Origin of the sequence: Photobacterium aphoticum (assembly GCF_001029435.1) — a bacterium.
GTDB classification, from domain to species: Bacteria; Pseudomonadota; Gammaproteobacteria; order Enterobacterales; family Vibrionaceae; genus Photobacterium; species Photobacterium aphoticum.
The window spans coordinates 160874-176259 of record NZ_LDOV01000022.1 but is presented as its reverse complement, the minus strand read 5'-3'; the positions used below and the strand labels follow the sequence as shown (position 1 = coordinate 176259).

13 protein-coding genes and 1 pseudogene are annotated in these 15386 nt (G+C 43.5%); 9 read left to right on the top strand and 5 right to left on the bottom strand.

The window, feature by feature from the left end; genetic code table 11:
• Positions 1–3: 3 nt before the first annotated feature.
• The gene (gene ccoN / locus ABT58_RS12695) at positions 4–1431 is read right to left on the bottom strand and encodes a cytochrome-c oxidase, cbb3-type subunit I (protein ID WP_047874770.1); all 1428 of its coding nucleotides are present in this window, start codon (positions 1429–1431) and stop codon (positions 4–6) included.
• Between the two features lie 232 nt (positions 1432–1663).
• Here ccoN and ABT58_RS12690 point away from each other — a divergent pair, with 232 nt between their 5' ends.
• Positions 1664–2149: a hypothetical protein gene (locus ABT58_RS12690; protein ID WP_229821643.1), complete on the top strand. Its 486-nt coding sequence runs from the start codon at positions 1664–1666 to the stop codon at positions 2147–2149.
• Positions 2150–2281: 132 nt separating this feature from the next.
• Here ABT58_RS12690 and ABT58_RS12685 read toward each other — a convergent pair whose 3' ends face one another.
• Entirely contained in the window at positions 2282–3013 is a 732-nt protein-coding gene (locus tag ABT58_RS12685) for an SDR family oxidoreductase (protein WP_047874768.1), read from the bottom strand.
• A gap of 162 nt (positions 3014–3175) precedes the next feature.
• Here ABT58_RS12685 and ABT58_RS12680 point away from each other — a divergent pair, with 162 nt between their 5' ends.
• From ABT58_RS12680 to ABT58_RS12670, 3 genes and pseudogenes are all read left to right on the top strand, one after another.
• Positions 3176–4354, top strand: a complete 1179-nt coding sequence (locus ABT58_RS12680; RefSeq protein ID WP_047874767.1) for an FIST signal transduction protein — start codon at positions 3176–3178, stop codon at positions 4352–4354.
• Positions 4355–4357: 3 nt separating this feature from the next.
• Complete coding sequence (locus ABT58_RS12675; RefSeq protein WP_047874766.1) at positions 4358–6445, top strand: PAS domain-containing hybrid sensor histidine kinase/response regulator; 2088 nt, start codon at positions 4358–4360, stop codon at positions 6443–6445.
• A 408-nt stretch (positions 6446–6853) separates the two neighbouring features.
• Positions 6854–7458 (top strand): annotated as a pseudogene (locus tag ABT58_RS12670) (helix-turn-helix domain-containing protein); the annotation flags it as partial.
• A gap of 555 nt (positions 7459–8013) precedes the next feature.
• Here ABT58_RS12670 and ABT58_RS12665 read toward each other — a convergent pair.
• Both ABT58_RS12665 and ABT58_RS23750 read right to left on the bottom strand, forming a co-directional pair.
• Positions 8014–9111: a hypothetical protein gene (locus ABT58_RS12665; RefSeq protein WP_047874765.1), complete on the bottom strand. Its 1098-nt coding sequence runs from the start codon at positions 9109–9111 to the stop codon at positions 8014–8016.
• A 338-nt stretch (positions 9112–9449) separates the two neighbouring features.
• Positions 9450–9794 (bottom strand): hypothetical protein, encoded by a 345-nt coding sequence (locus tag ABT58_RS23750; protein WP_082211091.1) that lies wholly within the window; start codon positions 9792–9794, stop codon positions 9450–9452.
• Positions 9795–10341: 547 nt separating this feature from the next.
• Between ABT58_RS23750 and ABT58_RS12655 the strand changes: the two genes are divergently transcribed.
• A complete protein-coding gene (locus tag ABT58_RS12655) occupies positions 10342–11583 on the top strand; it encodes a vWA domain-containing protein (RefSeq protein WP_047874763.1) in 1242 nt (413 codons plus the stop codon).
• A 291-nt stretch (positions 11584–11874) separates the two neighbouring features.
• Positions 11875–12363 carry a YbhB/YbcL family Raf kinase inhibitor-like protein gene (locus tag ABT58_RS12650; RefSeq protein ID WP_229821652.1) on the top strand — a complete coding sequence of 163 codons (489 nt, stop codon included), beginning with the start codon at positions 11875–11877 and terminating at the stop codon, positions 12361–12363.
• 54 nt (positions 12364–12417) lie between these two features.
• Here ABT58_RS12650 and ABT58_RS12645 read toward each other — a convergent pair whose 3' ends face one another.
• Positions 12418–12768, bottom strand: coding sequence for a DMT family protein (locus ABT58_RS12645; RefSeq protein WP_047874761.1), 351 nt, complete (start codon positions 12766–12768; stop codon positions 12418–12420).
• Positions 12769–13193: 425 nt separating this feature from the next.
• On the opposite strand from ABT58_RS12645, the gene ABT58_RS12640 reads away from it, so the two are divergent.
• From ABT58_RS12640 to ABT58_RS12630, 3 genes are all read left to right on the top strand, one after another.
• Positions 13194–14255: a hypothetical protein gene (locus ABT58_RS12640; protein ID WP_047874760.1), complete on the top strand. Its 1062-nt coding sequence runs from the start codon at positions 13194–13196 to the stop codon at positions 14253–14255.
• A gap of 183 nt (positions 14256–14438) precedes the next feature.
• The gene (locus ABT58_RS12635) at positions 14439–14840 is read left to right on the top strand and encodes a response regulator (RefSeq protein WP_158261704.1); all 402 of its coding nucleotides are present in this window, start codon (positions 14439–14441) and stop codon (positions 14838–14840) included.
• 237 nt (positions 14841–15077) lie between these two features.
• Positions 15078–15386 (top strand): hypothetical protein, encoded by a 309-nt coding sequence (locus tag ABT58_RS12630; RefSeq protein WP_229821646.1) that lies wholly within the window; start codon positions 15078–15080, stop codon positions 15384–15386.

Sequence of the window (15386 nt, the reverse complement as noted above, 5' to 3'; positions counted from 1 at the left end):
TCCTTATGCAGGTTGCTCAGTGGTGCGTAGGCTTTCTTTTGGCGCAGCAATGGTCTTGTAAGCGTTGTACGCCATTAAGAACATGCCCGACAGGAAGATTAAGCCACCAATGAAGCGAACAATGTAGAACGGGTAAGAGGCTTGTAGCGATTCAACAAAGCTATAAGTCAACGTACCGTCGGTATTAACCGCACGCCACATCAGACCTTGCATCACACCAGAAATCCACATCGCCACGATGTACAACACGGTACCGATGGTCGCTAACCAGAAGTGAACGTTGATCAGGCGGATAGAGTACATACGCTCTTGGCCGAACAGTTTTGGAATCAAATGGTAAATCGCACCAATAGAGACCATCGCAACCCAACCCAATGCGCCAGAGTGAACGTGACCAATGGTCCAGTCGGTGTAGTGCGACAGGGCATTGACCGTCTTAATGGCCATCATTGGACCTTCAAACGTCGACATACCGTAGAAAGACAGTGAAACGACAAGGAAGCGAAGGATAGGATCGTAGCGCAATTTATGCCATGCACCCGACAGTGTCATGATACCGTTGATCATCCCGCCCCAAGACGGTGCGAACAAGATCAGTGACATCACCATACCTAACGACTGCGTCCAGTCAGGAAGCGCGGTGTAGTGTAGGTGGTGAGGACCGGCCCAAATGTACAGAGAGATTAACGCCCAGAAATGGACAATCGATAGACGGTATGAGTACACCGGGCGACCTGCTTGTTTCGGTACGAAGTAATACATCATACCCAAGAAACCAGCGGTCAATAGGAAACCTACGGCGTTGTGCCCATACCACCATTGCACCATAGCATCCACAGCGCCGGAATAAGCCGAATAGGACTTACCCATAGATACTGGGACAGCTAGGCTATTCACAATGTGAAGTACCGCGACCGTCAGGATGAAGGCACCAAAGAACCAGTTCGCCACATAAATGTGGGACGTGTTTCGTTTAATCATGGTACCGAAAAAGACAATGGCATAGGCAACCCAGACAACAGCAATGGCGATATCAATCGGCCATTCCAGTTCTGCGTATTCTTTACCCGAAGTCCAACCCATCGGCAATGAAATTGCGGCGGATAGGATAATGGCTTGCCAACCCCAAAAGGTGAACGACGCTAACTTGCCACCAAACAGTCTGGCTTGACAGGTACGCTGCACAACGTAGTAAGACGTTGCAAATAGCGCACTGGTACCGAATGCGAAAATCACCGCATTAGTATGCAGTGGTCGCAAGCGGCTGTAAGTCAACCAGGGAGTGTCAAAGTTAAGTGCCGGCCACACCAATTGAGCGGCGATCAATACACCAACGCCCATGCCGACGATTCCCCAAAGTATGGTAGCTAAGGTGAACTGACGGACGACCGTATAGTTGTAGTTTTGTTCAAGCTGCTTTACTTGGCTCATGTTGTTGCTTCCAATTTGAATTGTTCAACTACACTTTATTTCCTTGTGCGAACAACAAGTTGTCGCAATGCCACCCAAAGCTTATTTATGGCACGTTGTTTTTATCAACAACTCACCAATTAAATTGCTATTTTGTTGTAAAAGTGGCATTTTCAATGACATATACTACTTGTTTTTACATATCATTGACAGAGTCAAGCCCACACATTGTTTACGGTTAAGCAACATTTATGTGAAAACTTTGACCTCTGTAACACGGGAAGCACGAAAAAACATGGCTGCAGAAAAGCTCACTAAAGGTCGATTTCTTCAAATTATCTTCTTAATGGCAGTGTTAATCACCGCATTTGTATGGAGAACAGTCACCTATGAAGATACAACCACAACGGCATCCAGTGCGTTTAGTTGCGTTTTAGGGTCACAAAACTGTACGGATAAAGAGAGCAAAAAGGTCAAAAATATTTCGCTGACACCGCTACCTGCCATTGCTAATCAGCCACTTGTTGTACAAATTGATAACACAAATGTTAAACCGACAGCGGTTGTTGAAGGGGTAAGTATGTTCATGGGGACGATTCCGGTCACCTTTGAACAAACGGCAACGGGTTGGAAAGGCACATTTAGTGTGCCAGAGTGCACACATTCTGAGATGGAATGGGCCGTTAAAATCACCCAAGGTGAAGAAGAGATTCTTGCAACATTCACTGTGAAAAAGTGATGTTAATTAAACGCTTAAAATGAAAAGTGTTGAATAAAAGGGGTTTATGATTAAACCCCTTTTATTATGGTAAATAAAATAGTAAACCAATGGATAAAGGGCTAAAAAGGTATACCTTGGGTGATGTCGAGGTTATTCCTGATAGATCATTTTTTTGGTCATGCCGCCATCTACTACAAAATTCTGTCCGGTAATAAAACGGGCATCCTCTGAAATTAAAAATTTCACCAGTCCTGTAATATCATCTGGCATACCGACACGGCCAACTGGGTGCTGCTCATGATCAATAGGTCGTAGCGGATCATTGATCACGTCAATCCAACCTGGCGAAATACAATTCACGCGAACGTCTGGCCCTAAGCTGATCGCTAATGAGTGGGTGAGTGCCACAATGCCACCTTTGGATGCGCTGTACGCTTCCGTATTCGGTTCGGATTGTAACGCACGAGTCGAACTCATATTTATCACCGCACCCTGTTGTTTTCGCAAATGCGGCAAACTGTATTTCGTTACAAGCAGCGGCGCGGTTAAATTCACCGCTATGACTTTATGCCAGTAGGAGAGATCAAGCGTCTCAAGGGGGGCATTGTAAGGATCAGCAATCGCGGCATTGTTAATCACACTATCAAGTCGTCCGTGCTGTCGGATAATGTCATCGATCAAGGCTTCAACCTCTGACTCAATCGCCACATCGACGTGCTTAAATCGAATCAGCGGGTTTTCCGAGACCAAGAGATCTCCTGCATCTTTATTCAGATCAGCCACCACGACTGTCATGGTTTTCGAGAGGGTATTTGCGATCCCTTTACCAATGCCGTTGGCACCACCAGTGATCAGGACTACGTGTTTTGTATTCGCTTCCATATTGCGCTCATCAATAAGAATCTAAGTGTTTTCAAGCACTATGATAACGGTTAAGTGGGTCAGAACTTTAATGATATATAGCAAAAAACATTTAGACAGTTCTGAAGTCTTGAGAAAAAACGATTATGATGAATGTTAATAAAAAACAATAATTACGTTCCAATGGATATATCCACAAGCTTCTCATCAAATCCGTCAACGTCTGGCGCCATCACGCAGGCCATTGCCTCTTTGCATCAAAAAATCATCAACCCTAAGTTGATATTGGTGTATTTCTCCGAAAACTATGAGGTAGAGACGCTTCAGCGGGCATTAACGGCAGCCTTTCCGTTTGCTCAGATCCTTGGGTCGACATCGTGCCAAGGTGTCATGACCGATGCGGGATATCATCAAGGTACAGGCGTCGCATTATGGGCAATCTCTGACTACGATGGTGCTTACGGCAGCGCGATTGTTGCCAGCCAGCGGCCAAAATATGAGATGGCACGCCAGGCACTACTCAAAGCCATTGCCAACAGTGGTCGACCGGGTGAATTGCCGTCACTCATTATTTTGCACGCAAGTCCGGGTGATGAGGAAGATGTTATTCGTGGTATCAATGATGAACTAGGCGTCTCTGTTCCGATCATTGGTGGCAGTGCAGCTGATGATTTTATTCAAGGGAATTGGCACATCTTTACCCATGAACAAACGTGTCAGGAGGGGGTCGGACTTAGTGTTATTTATCCATCTTGTCACATTAGTTATTCATTTCACTCCGGCTATGCGAGTACCGGTTTGTCGGCCATTGCGACCCGCGTTGATGACCGAGAGCTGCTTGAATTAGACGGCAGACCCGCCATTGAAGTGTATGAAGAATGGATGAAGGAGCGTTTGTCGCAAGGTAAAAATTTGGCAAAAAGCAGCAGCTTGAATCCATTGGGTCGTGTCGCGGGCCATATCCATGACATGCCATATTTCAAATTAGCCCATCCGAGAGAGATCACCCAGCGCGGTGGCATCAAACTGTTTGCACAAATAAAGAAAGGCGAAACGCTGTACTTTATGAACGGCACCGATGAGCGCCTGATAACGCGAGCGGGTCGGGTAGTGGATGCGGCTTGTCATATCGATGCAGACCATAATTTATTGCAGCCGATTGGTGGTATCACCATTTACTGTGCCGGTTGTATGCTGCGCGTGCAAGATCGCATGGATGAAGTCGCCGCGCATGTGAATCATGCAATGCACGAAGCGCCTTTTGTGAGTCCTTTTACGTTTGGTGAACAAGGTCAGTTTGAAGGTGGCGAAAACGCCCATGGCAACTTAATGATCTCTGCTGTGTTATTTCATAAGGATTAAGCCATGGCGAACTATGAATCTGAAAAACTTCAAGAAACCCTGCTTGATCTTATGCGCACGAAAGAGCGCGAAAACCAATTGCGTGAAGAAAATACTGCCATCCTTGCCGGCATGGCAGCTATGGCCGGTGCGAACAATAAGAGACAGGTTTTCAATGGGTTACTTTCAGTATTAAGAAAGTACATTGGGTTTGAGCACGCCTTAGTGTTAACACGAGAAGATGAAACCGCGCCACTCCAAGAACTGGTGACAACGTGTCGTTTTTTTGAATCCAGCGTTTGGCCCATTGGTAATACCTTTATTCGTTCCATGCATGGCGAAAGTATTGCGCTGTTCGATCCCAAACAGGTTTACGAATTCAAATCTCTGCCACTTGAACTCATCAAACATTGTCGCTCCGTGTTATTAACAGGGGTAAAAGTCAGTTCGGGTGATGCATTGCTACTGTTTTTGCATTCAGAAAAAGGGCAGTTTTCACCAAATTGCCGTCGGGTATTAGAGCGATTCCGCCCATTGCTTGAACGCGCCATTATCGATATTGATTACCGTGAACGTCTGCAATCGTTAGTGACTATTCGTACGCAAGAGCTGACACATAGCCAACAACGATTTAAAGATTTTGCGAAAACGGTAGGTGACTGGTTTTGGGAAGTCGATCCGGATTACCGATTTACCTACATATCATCACCACACTTAGCCAACCATGTTATTGATACACAAAGTATCTTATCAATTTTTGCTGATCAGCCAGAGTTTGCGCAGCAGCTTGAAACGGTGTTGGCACAACGCCAAACCTTTGAAGACTTCGAGTGGCAATTACCAAAAAGTGAAGGGGCCTTGTGGATCAGTTTCAGTGGCACACCGTATTTTAGTAAGCACGGTGAGTTACTGGGCTTTCGTGGTACCGCCAAAGACATCACGTATCGAAAGCAACGATTACAAGAACTGCAGGAAGCTCGCCAACAGGCAGAGGCGGCTAACAAAGCCAAGTCAGAATTTTTGGCGATGATGAGTCATGAAATCCGTACGCCATTGAATGCGGTATTAGGTTTACTCGACATTCTTGCAGACTCAGGATTAGACACCCAACAGTCAGGCTGGGTGAATCAGATGGATCAGTCCGCACAGTTACTGTTAACCATCATCAACGACATTTTGGATCTGTCGCGTGTTGAGTCTACTAATTTTGAATTGTTCAACGCAGAAATGTCGTTAACCAGTTGTTTGGATTTGGTCGCAACACAAATGCAAGAGCAAGCGAACAAGAAACAGATTCAGCTGCAAACTGCGATCAGCCCGTGGGTGCCAGAGAGCATCATTGGTGATAAAAACCGAATTTCTCAAGTGTTGTTCAACCTGATTGGCAATGCGATTAAGTTTACCAATGAAGGTTATGTTCGTGTGGATGTAGACAGAGTCGACAATGATCTGCACATCAAAATTACAGATACCGGTATTGGGATTGCGCCGGAAGCACAAAAGACATTGTTCAATCCATTCATGCAAGCCGATGGCAGTATCACACGGCAATACGGTGGTACCGGTTTGGGCCTGGCGATCAGCCAACATCTAGTGAAGAAAATGCATGGCCGCATTTCATTGCAAAGTCAGTTGGGTGTGGGCAGTTGTTTTACCGTTGTGATTCCAATCATCGAAGCCAGAGCACAGAGTGTTGAGACAAAAACATTTGTCGAGCAAGCGGCACAACCGATAGCCATGAATATCTTGGTAGCAGAAGACAGTCCGACCAATCAGTTGGTCGCCAAGTTAATGCTGGAGAAACGTGGACACCAAGTTCGAATCGCCAACAATGGGCATGAAGTCATTCAGATAACACAACAAGATGGTTGCGACTTTGATTTGATCTTCATGGACATTTCAATGCCGGGGATGGACGGCATATCGGCTACACAAGTTTTGCGGGCTAATGGTATTGATGTGCCAATCGTCGCGTTAACGGCGAACGTCATGCAGTCAGACCAAGAAGAATACTTCAACGCCGGTATGAATGGCTTTTTGGCCAAACCGATCTTGGCCAAAGAACTCGACAGCATGTTAAGTCAATATCAGCCAATGGATCGTTGCCGGTGATCTACGAAGATTGTTGCCGTTCAAAGCTCGACAGCGTTAAGGCTTGGTAAACCAAGCCTTGTAATTAACACCATGTTTTGAAGCACCAGGCAAACTGACCATTTGCAGCAGTGCTTAAAAATAGGTGTTAATTACCTATTTTATGGTAAATAGCCAATACTGTTAAATGCGACAAAAATCACATCATCAAGTAGAGAGTGAGGGAGAGCAAAGTGGAATACATAGCAACCAAGATACTGATAGATTTGGCTTTAATACATCTAATTTAACATAATATACATAATGCGCACTTAAGGTGTAGCTCCAAAGTTAAAGTGTCTCTTTTCTGCAAAGCTAAAATGTCCCGTTTTTACCTATCTTAATCTGCATCTGATTGTTTGATGCGAGCTTGAAATGATGTTGGTAACTATGAATGACAAAGAGATTTTAAAACTTGGTGCTATTCGAGATGTTTGCGAAAAACGGATCCGTCGTGCAGATGCCGCTCGGATTCTTTCGCTTAGCGTTCGCCAAGTGCAACGACTGGTTACTCGATTTCGTCAATTGGGTGCCGCTGGCCTTGTCCATCAACGCCGAGGTAAACCATCTTCCAATAAACTCAGTGACGATGTTCGATATCATTGCCTGAAGTTGATCAATGAAAAATATCCTGACTTCGGGCCAACATTAGCTCACGAAAAGTTATCGGAGATCCATGACATACACATCTCGTTGGAAACGTTACGCCAATGGATGATTGCCGATGGTCTCTGGGTTCCTCATTCCAAACGCAAACCCAAAATCTACCAACCCCGTAACCGGCGTGAATGTTTGGGTAAACTGATCCAAATTGATGGGCCTACATCACGGATGTTCTTTAAAAAATAAAAGCTTTGAAGAACGAAGCTCTCCAGTTGTAATCTGGTTTTCATTGATGATGCCACTGGCAAACTGATGAACTTACGGTTCAGTGAAACCGAGTCTGTGTTTGATTAGCGGCAACCCGAGAATACCTTGAACAACACGGCAAACCATTTGAATAAGCAATTCGTATTGTGCCTTGATCGCCATGCGGTGTTTTCTGTCTGAAAATATGTGACCTTACTCCCCGACTTCATCGCAGATTTCAACCTAGGCTTTGTGAATCCAGCTAATTGTCTGCTTCCAGGTATTGTTATTGGCACTTCAATTCGCATTATTCTTGTTCGGTTCGGTGATTATCACAGCAAAGTCTGTACGTAATTGCCCGTTGAATACGGCTTGAGTGTATGACTTGCAAGTTTGAATCGGTTTACAGGGCTATTGGGGTGTAAAAAACCTTTTTTGTGACACCGTAACCGCTAAGTAATAAAGAAAGTAGTGACTGATTGATACCATCTCTTAGATATAAAACCTTCACGATTCGCCCGTTCCCACTTTTTTCGTCACCTTGTTATAGAGATAACGCAAGCTATGGCAGTTAACACATCTGCTCTCTGTTGGTTTACGTAAAAGTCCCCTACAGAAAAGCAAATGATTCGGTTTTAAGGCAAACATAAAAAAGCCCGCTAGACCTATAGGTTTGCGGGCTTTTGAATATGTAACAGAGATCAAAATATTAAGTCTATATCGTTATTATCATTTTGAATTCGTTTAGCTGCTTCTTGTTCTTCTTTCTCTCTGATTAAATAGGCTTTTTCTTTTTCAAAAGCTTCTTCTACATCAAAATCAACCGTAATGGAGTTGATTATCGACAAGCAGGATAAGTATCTGAAATTTGAGACAGGGTTAATACCTATCAGACTACCGAGATTATTATTAGTAACTTGTTCAATTGATTTTAAATCAAAATATAATTTAAATGATTTATGAAGGTCCCAATTATTGATATATAAAATAAGTGAAGAGAATGCATTAATAGATTCCCTCTCGTTCACTCTACACTTACTTATGCGAGGCCATTTTTCTGCCATTATTATCGAGCTAGATAATGATCTAACTTTAAGGTCGATGTCGTAGAGTTTATTTAAATTATTTATTAAGACTCGTTCGTGACCATTACTTGAAATCACTTTATTTTGGCATGCTTTACTATCAATAGCATGAATAAATTTGGACTTACCTTCGAATATCTTATATCTGAAATGCATTGATTCATAAGCTTCAATTGATAAGTTGTTTTCATTTAAGTTATATGGGAGATAATATTTTTCGCCATGATTCCTTCTTCTTATTGCCACTTTAGCTAGATTGATAATATGAGGGTTTATATTAACCTCACCAATTTCATAAAATTTCTCACCAGAAAACCACTCTCTCATATTTCTTATATCTTCCTGAGAGAAAAAATTATTTTCTATTGCTGCACAAACGAGATGAGATATTCTTTTAGTTGTATCAGATCCTTCTTTAGGCATTGCGAATGAAATATAACTTTCATTGAGTTCACTTTTAACACTGTTGTAGATACAGAAGTCATAATGCTTTTTAAATCTAAAACAAGGTTGGGATATCGCTCTCCCATCACCATTCAATTTTTCTTTAACATAGTGACCATCTGCTGCATGACAACATGGGCATTCGGCATCAATTTTCACAAAATCACGAAAACTGATCTCAGTATGTTTCACCTCAATTTCAAACAATCGTTCTAATTGAAAGTAGTCTAATTCTTTTTTGAATCGTTTTGAAAAAACCGTAAGTGACATATGCATCCTTCAGGGATATTGCATTAAATTTACTCAATATAATTCATAATTCGAATCTAAGTCTATGATATCAAGCACAATAATCTTTATTATTGTCCATTCCTTCCTACCCAGCAATATGTACTCAAATTTCTGCAACGGGATGATCTTACTGGCGGGAGTGCCTGATTTGCATTGCAGGTAGTGGTACAACCATCTGCCTTTTGCATCATGACACAAGCAAACAGGAACTTATCAATGATGGCTTTCTAGACTCACCGTCTTTAATAAAAATACGCATACACCAAAAAGACAAAAGCCCCTTTCGGGGCTTTATACATTCAAAGCGTTCTTCAAAATCACTCAGCCAAAACTTCAACTGGCCCATGGTCATCACAGTGATCCCCATGTTGATGATGCAAACGGCCATCAACAATGTAGTCGATGTGATCGCCATGCTTCACTGCTTCATGTCCACAATCCGGGCCATGTACGTGACCATCACATTGGTGTTTGGCGTTACACTCATTCGGATGATTGTTATCAACGTCGATGACATGCTCGTCACAGTGATCGCCGTGTGGATGATGCAATACACCATCAACCAGGTAATCAACATGATCACCATGCTGAATGGCAGTATGTCCACAGTGAGGACCGTGTTGATGGTTCGCGTGTGTATGATGCGGATTTGAGCAAGACATCCTTGTTTCTCCTTAGGTGATAGACAGTTAACAAATCAATAGTAGTCGATGGTTGTGTCTGAATGATTGGACATTTGTGTTCTGTGATTTTCCTCAACAAAGTCCGACATCCCTGCCCGCTTTCTGATTACATAGGTCATCACCGATGACGCTTTCACACGACAAAAGCGAATCACACTGTGGATTTGTCAGGCATTAAATATTTCGAATAGGATTATCGATAGACAACCGATGAAAACAAAATGTGACGGCGTCACCCCATGCGATTACATCAACAAATTCAGTCTATAAACCAAACAATCAAGCCGAAGTTTAGTCACTCTGAGCATTCTCCAATTCAACAGCTGCCCGATTTGTTTATAAATCAATCAATATTAATGCGTGAGTACGGATTCATAAATGCATGTCATGGCCTGAAACAGACGTAATAAGCCATTAACTGCCCCGCTGTTTTGTCTCTTCAGAATATACATGATGAGCCAAACCGGTTAGAACGTACCAGTACAGAAAGGATTTCTTGATGATCTGGCAATAGATAAGGAAAGTGATGAACGCACTACAATCAGGCCAAAATTTGGTAATCGATAAAAACACATTTGATGTCAATGTCATGATTCATGCCGGCGTGGTAGATATGAATGATATTGATGTCTCTGCGTATCTTCTGGCATCGAATAAGAAAGTGAGATCAGATGCCGATTTCATTTTTTATAATCAGCCGACGTCGGAAGCCAATGCGGTTTCACTTAAAGCCATTGATGGTGGCTTTGCGTTTACGTTTGATGTGAGCCGCATGCCTGCGGATGTTACATCGGTCCCTATCACGGTGGCTATCCATTCATCACATGCATTCCGTGATGTCAGCAATGTGACGATCAGCGTCGCCAACCTGTTCTCATTTACCCCGAAAAATCAGTCAATGTCTGAGAAAGCGCTGATTTTGGGTGAAGTGTACAAACATAATGATAAGTGGAAATTTAAAGCCAGCGGGATGGGCTTTTATGGCGGATTAGGCCCGCTGGCCATTAACTATGGTGTCGATGTGGCTGGCGATCCCACTGAACAGCCGGCGACGACCTCGGTATCTTTAGAAAAGAAAATTGCAGACAATGCCCCTCGCCTGATCAATTTGGCGAAAGCAGCGACTGTTTCGCTAGAGAAAAATAACCTGACCCAGATTAAGGCGCGTGTGGGGTTTGTGTTAGATTGCTCAGGCAGTATGACGCGCCAGTTCTCTTCCGGGCATGTTCAATCTGTCTTAGATCGCATTGCGGTACTGGCAACGCAGTTTGATGATGATATGGCATTAGACTTGTGGGCTTTTGCGAATAAATGCAAAAAGTGCCCGGATGTGACCTTACAAAATTTGGATGGCTATATTGATAGCATTAGAAGCAAAGGCTTTTTCGCCAGTGAAATTGTGAAAGGCCTTGGCTTTGGTAACAACGAGCCACCAGTTTTAGAGGCCGTGCTTCAGCACTATCAACACACAAACATTCCGGCTTATGTCATTTTCATCACTGACGGGGGGATTTATGAGAACAAGAAAATTGAAAAGATTGTTCGAGATGCCTCTGACAAGCCGATTTTTTGGCAATGCGTCGGCCTTGGTGGCCATGGGTACGGTGTGCTAGAAAAGCTGGATGACATGGGTGGCCGAGTGTGTGATAACGCGGACTTTTTTGCCATTGATGATTTTGCCACCATCAAGGATGAGGAATTATATGCCCGCCTGTTGAATGAGTTCCCAGCCTGGTTGAAAGATGCAAAAGCTAAAGGTATCTACTAAACCATCAATAAGCCGTTAATTTCAGTGACAGCGTCACATATATTGTGACGCTGTCACCACGCATCTATATCTACGCTACGGCCATCTACGCTTGTCTCCCACCCCTACTATCGCGCCTCGATAGGCTTTGCAGTTACGAAGAACACGTCTACGCTTATAGCCAAGTTGAATATTGGCGACAGAGGTAATTGCTCGATGTCCATCTCTAAGAATAATCTTTTACTATTCATTGTATTAGGCTGCCTATCTCTCCCATCCAGTCTGTTGTTCGCTTCAGATTCAGAAGGGAAAATGACACTGACAAGCACGAGCGTTCAGGATGGAAAATCACTGACAAAGGCACAAGTGTTTGATAAATGGGGATGCACCGGGGAAAATGTCTCCCCCCAGTTGGCATGGGCAAATGTGCCGGAAGGTACCAAGAGTTTTGCGGTGACTATGTATGATCCGGATGCGCCCACAGGCAGTGGGTGGTGGCATTGGATGGTTGTGAATATTCCCGCTAAAGTGGTATCCCTTTCTGCTCATGCCGGGAATGAAACCAATGAGTTTCTTCCTGAAGGCGCCCGTCAAATTGCTAATGACTTTGGTTTTAAAGGGTTTGGTGGGGCTTGTCCGCCAGAAAAAGCCAAACCACATAACTATACGATCACGGTTTATGCATTAGACGTTGAAACGTTAGATTTACCGGAAAATCCGACGGCGGCTTATGGTGGGTACTTTATCCATCAGCATATGATTGATAAAGCTGAACTTATTGCCCCTTCATCCTTACGTTAATTCGAGCTCTCTACAAGTGACAGTGTCACTATAGAGGGCTTCTCCCCGACTTGTTCAGGCAAATTTACTGCGAAATGCGAAGTATACGGCTCCAACAAGACACAGTCCTGACCATAAGTAATCCAGCTTCAGCGGCTCACGCAGGTAAAAAACCGAGAATGGCACGAAAACCATTAACGTAATCACCTCTTGCATGATTTTCAGTTGGCCGACATTGAAGGTTGTGTAACCAATTCGATTCGCCGGTACTTGCAGCATGTATTCAAATAAGGCAATCCCCCAACTCACTAATGCTGCAATAATCCAGGGCTTGTTATTGAGTTCTTTTAGATGGGCATACCAAGCGAAGGTCATGAAAATATTGCTACAAAAAAGCAAAGAAATACTGACAACAACAGGATTCATACAGTTCTCGAGTGAATTATAGGGATGGAATAAGCGGCTGGATTATGAGGTGTTTTACCCTATTTCAGCAATAACAATCTTTCAAATTCCGTGTTTAAGCTTTGCCTTTAATGGTGTATATGATTGTTAAATCGAAGATAAGCAATAAAATTATAGTGCACTAGAGTATGGTAGTATTCCATCCTTTGCCTCAGCCTTATGGAGATAATCGGCACATTTTATCATTAAAAATCATGGTATTAACTATTTTATCGTGAAATACATGTCCACCAGCTTTGGTTGCTCATATATAAGCCAAGATCCTCATTTTATTAGCAATTTGCGCTATGTACTCTATCTTATACATATGAGCGTGTCTTTATATCCACCAGCGGCATATAGGGAATAATATAACGATGTGATGTCTAAGGGAGTAGCCATCGAAGATGAAGAAACTGTTGATATATGCCATCAGCCTGTGTCTGCTATTTTTCCCGCTGATCATTTCAGACGGCTTTGTGCCGCGCTATATTCATGACTTGCCTCTTCCTACTTCCAAGCAGCCTTTGGCTGGGTCACAATCCCCCTCTGCGCGATCTTCATTTATAGCGATGCAACGAGAAGCCTTTGAAGCCTCAAAAGATCTGTATATCGATATGGGGATTATTCCTGAGCACAAAGATAAACTTTTTTTTACGAGTCCTTTCCAAGAAAAACTGCTCGCGTTACCCGAACAGCACACTGCAAATATCTCGACGTCGACAGAGCCCTCTAAGCCATTGCCCCATTTTCAAGACATTGCTCCGCTGTTTATAACGACGCCTCATTCACGCAAGGTGAATACTGCCAATTCAGCCTTACTTTCTCTCGCCAATAATCATGCATCAGCAGGAGGCGCACTTCGATCTTCCGGTTCAAAAGGAACGGCCTCTCCCGCGGCAGCATCTTCAGGCTCAAGCTCGGCGGGTTCATCAGGGAATAATGCGATGGGATCAGGTGACAGCGGAGGCTCAGCAGGAAGCAGTGATGCAACCGCACAAGATGACGCAGCACAAGAAGAACAGATAAACTCGCCGACGACCGATCTTTATGCAGGAGAAACGCTAAACGAACCTGATACTGAACCGAGTACAGAACCTGGCACAGGAACGGATACAGGAAGAGAAAACGCCCTGCACCATACCAATGATCCAGAGGGTAATCACATAGCGTCTTCGGAGAGCCAAGCAGACAAGCAGCAACACGATGATAATGCCAATACGCCGCCAGATGAGGAAGAGAACGTGTCATATGATACACCGCAAACGGAGGCGATCTATGAAGTCATGTCCAACGCGCAAACGCCGCCTTCGACAATTCTGCTGAATCAGCCCATTAATCCTGATACGCCAAGAGCCAATCAAGCTATGCAGACAATTATCCCTGAGCCCTCGACGCTGTGGCTGTTTATGTTATTGCCTTTTGCGATCTGGCTTTCGTCTAAACGTCCTCTTCTCTGTCAATCGTGAAGTAAGAATACCTTTCTTCTGCTGACGTCTTTTCTTCCTCATGCGTGTCATGACGAGAATCATTATGGGTCGTCAATTCTGTATATTGATCATTTCATTCTGCGCGTTCTTCTTTATGATATAAAAATCAATAAGCCCTCTTAGAAAGAGCCGTCGTACTCTCTTCAATGGTTGCTTATGGTCATGGATTGGAACAAGCAAAATGGACGTGAAATGAAACGATTTCTGATTATTGAAGATAACAAAATGATGGCGATGATCCTGGCGCAGCTATTGCGTCAGTCTATACAGTCGCCGCAGATTCTACATGCGCCTACCTTACAGCAAACGTATCAATATTTGTCTCAGTATACCGTCGACGTCGTGTTTCTCGATTTGAATATTGAGCGTCCTTTAGATGGCATCGATCTACTCATGCATATTCGAAAGATTCATCCTACGTTGCCTGTCGTGATTGTGACGAGTGACAGTGAAATTGATACCGTGAAACGTGTCGTTGCGCTTAACCCGACCGACTATCTGATTAAACCTTTGTCCTTAAATAATCTGCAAGCATGTTTAGAAAAGTGCGCTATGTTGCAATAGCCAAAGCTGTTTTTACAGGGGATTTTTCACCGTAATAGCTTCGATGATTCGATAGCGCGTCATCTCTTTTAACGCCAGTAGCACTTAATGAATGATTGCATTTATTCATGTTGAGCGAATTACTCTCCCGACAAAGTGCAATCTAACACTTTGATGCATCATCATAAAATGCGATAATACTATCATTGTTAGCATTATCATTAGCCTCATCCACTGAGGTCAAATAAGTAGTATCCAATGGCAATTACAATTAGAGATATCGAAAAGCACTATTACATGATTGAAGAGCTAAAAGCGCTGACAGAAAGTAATGTGACGACCAAAGCCTTAATTAAAGGCGGCTATTTAGCGGTCGATTTAGGCAAGCAATTAGAAGCAGAAAAACAAAAACGACAAGAAGCAGAAATGGCCTTAGCGGCTTTAGAAGAAAAAGTGCAAGCATTTGTCTCAAGTCAACGGGCATTATTCCAAGCCGTATCAGCACCGGTAAAAGCCTCAGCCAGTGATTCAAATAACAAGTCCGCTATTGTGAAGGCGGTTCGATAA

Bases quoted from the DNA above. Each gene is read 5' to 3' on its own strand.
- ccoN (WP_047874770.1), bottom strand. From the start codon at position 1,431: ATGAGCCAAGTAAAGCAGCTTGAACAAAACTACAACTATACGGTCGTC.
- ABT58_RS12685 (WP_047874768.1), bottom strand. From the start codon at position 3,013: ATGGAAGCGAATACAAAACACGTAGTCCTGATCACTGGTGGTGCCAAC.
- ABT58_RS12680 (WP_047874767.1), top strand. From the start codon at position 3,176: ATGGATATATCCACAAGCTTCTCATCAAATCCGTCAACGTCTGGCGCC.
- ABT58_RS12675 (WP_047874766.1), top strand. From the start codon at position 4,358: ATGGCGAACTATGAATCTGAAAAACTTCAAGAAACCCTGCTTGATCTT.
- ABT58_RS12665 (WP_047874765.1), bottom strand. From the start codon at position 9,111: ATGTCACTTACGGTTTTTTCAAAACGATTCAAAAAAGAATTAGACTAC.
- ABT58_RS23750 (WP_082211091.1), bottom strand. From the start codon at position 9,794: ATGTCTTGCTCAAATCCGCATCATACACACGCGAACCATCAACACGGT.
- ABT58_RS12655 (WP_047874763.1), top strand. From the start codon at position 10,342: ATGAACGCACTACAATCAGGCCAAAATTTGGTAATCGATAAAAACACA.
- ABT58_RS12650 (WP_229821652.1), top strand. From the start codon at position 11,875: ATGACACTGACAAGCACGAGCGTTCAGGATGGAAAATCACTGACAAAG.
- ABT58_RS12645 (WP_047874761.1), bottom strand. From the start codon at position 12,768: ATGAATCCTGTTGTTGTCAGTATTTCTTTGCTTTTTTGTAGCAATATT.
- ABT58_RS12640 (WP_047874760.1), top strand. From the start codon at position 13,194: ATGAAGAAACTGTTGATATATGCCATCAGCCTGTGTCTGCTATTTTTC.
- ABT58_RS12635 (WP_158261704.1), top strand. From the start codon at position 14,439: ATGGATTGGAACAAGCAAAATGGACGTGAAATGAAACGATTTCTGATT.
- ABT58_RS12630 (WP_229821646.1), top strand. From the start codon at position 15,078: ATGGCAATTACAATTAGAGATATCGAAAAGCACTATTACATGATTGAA.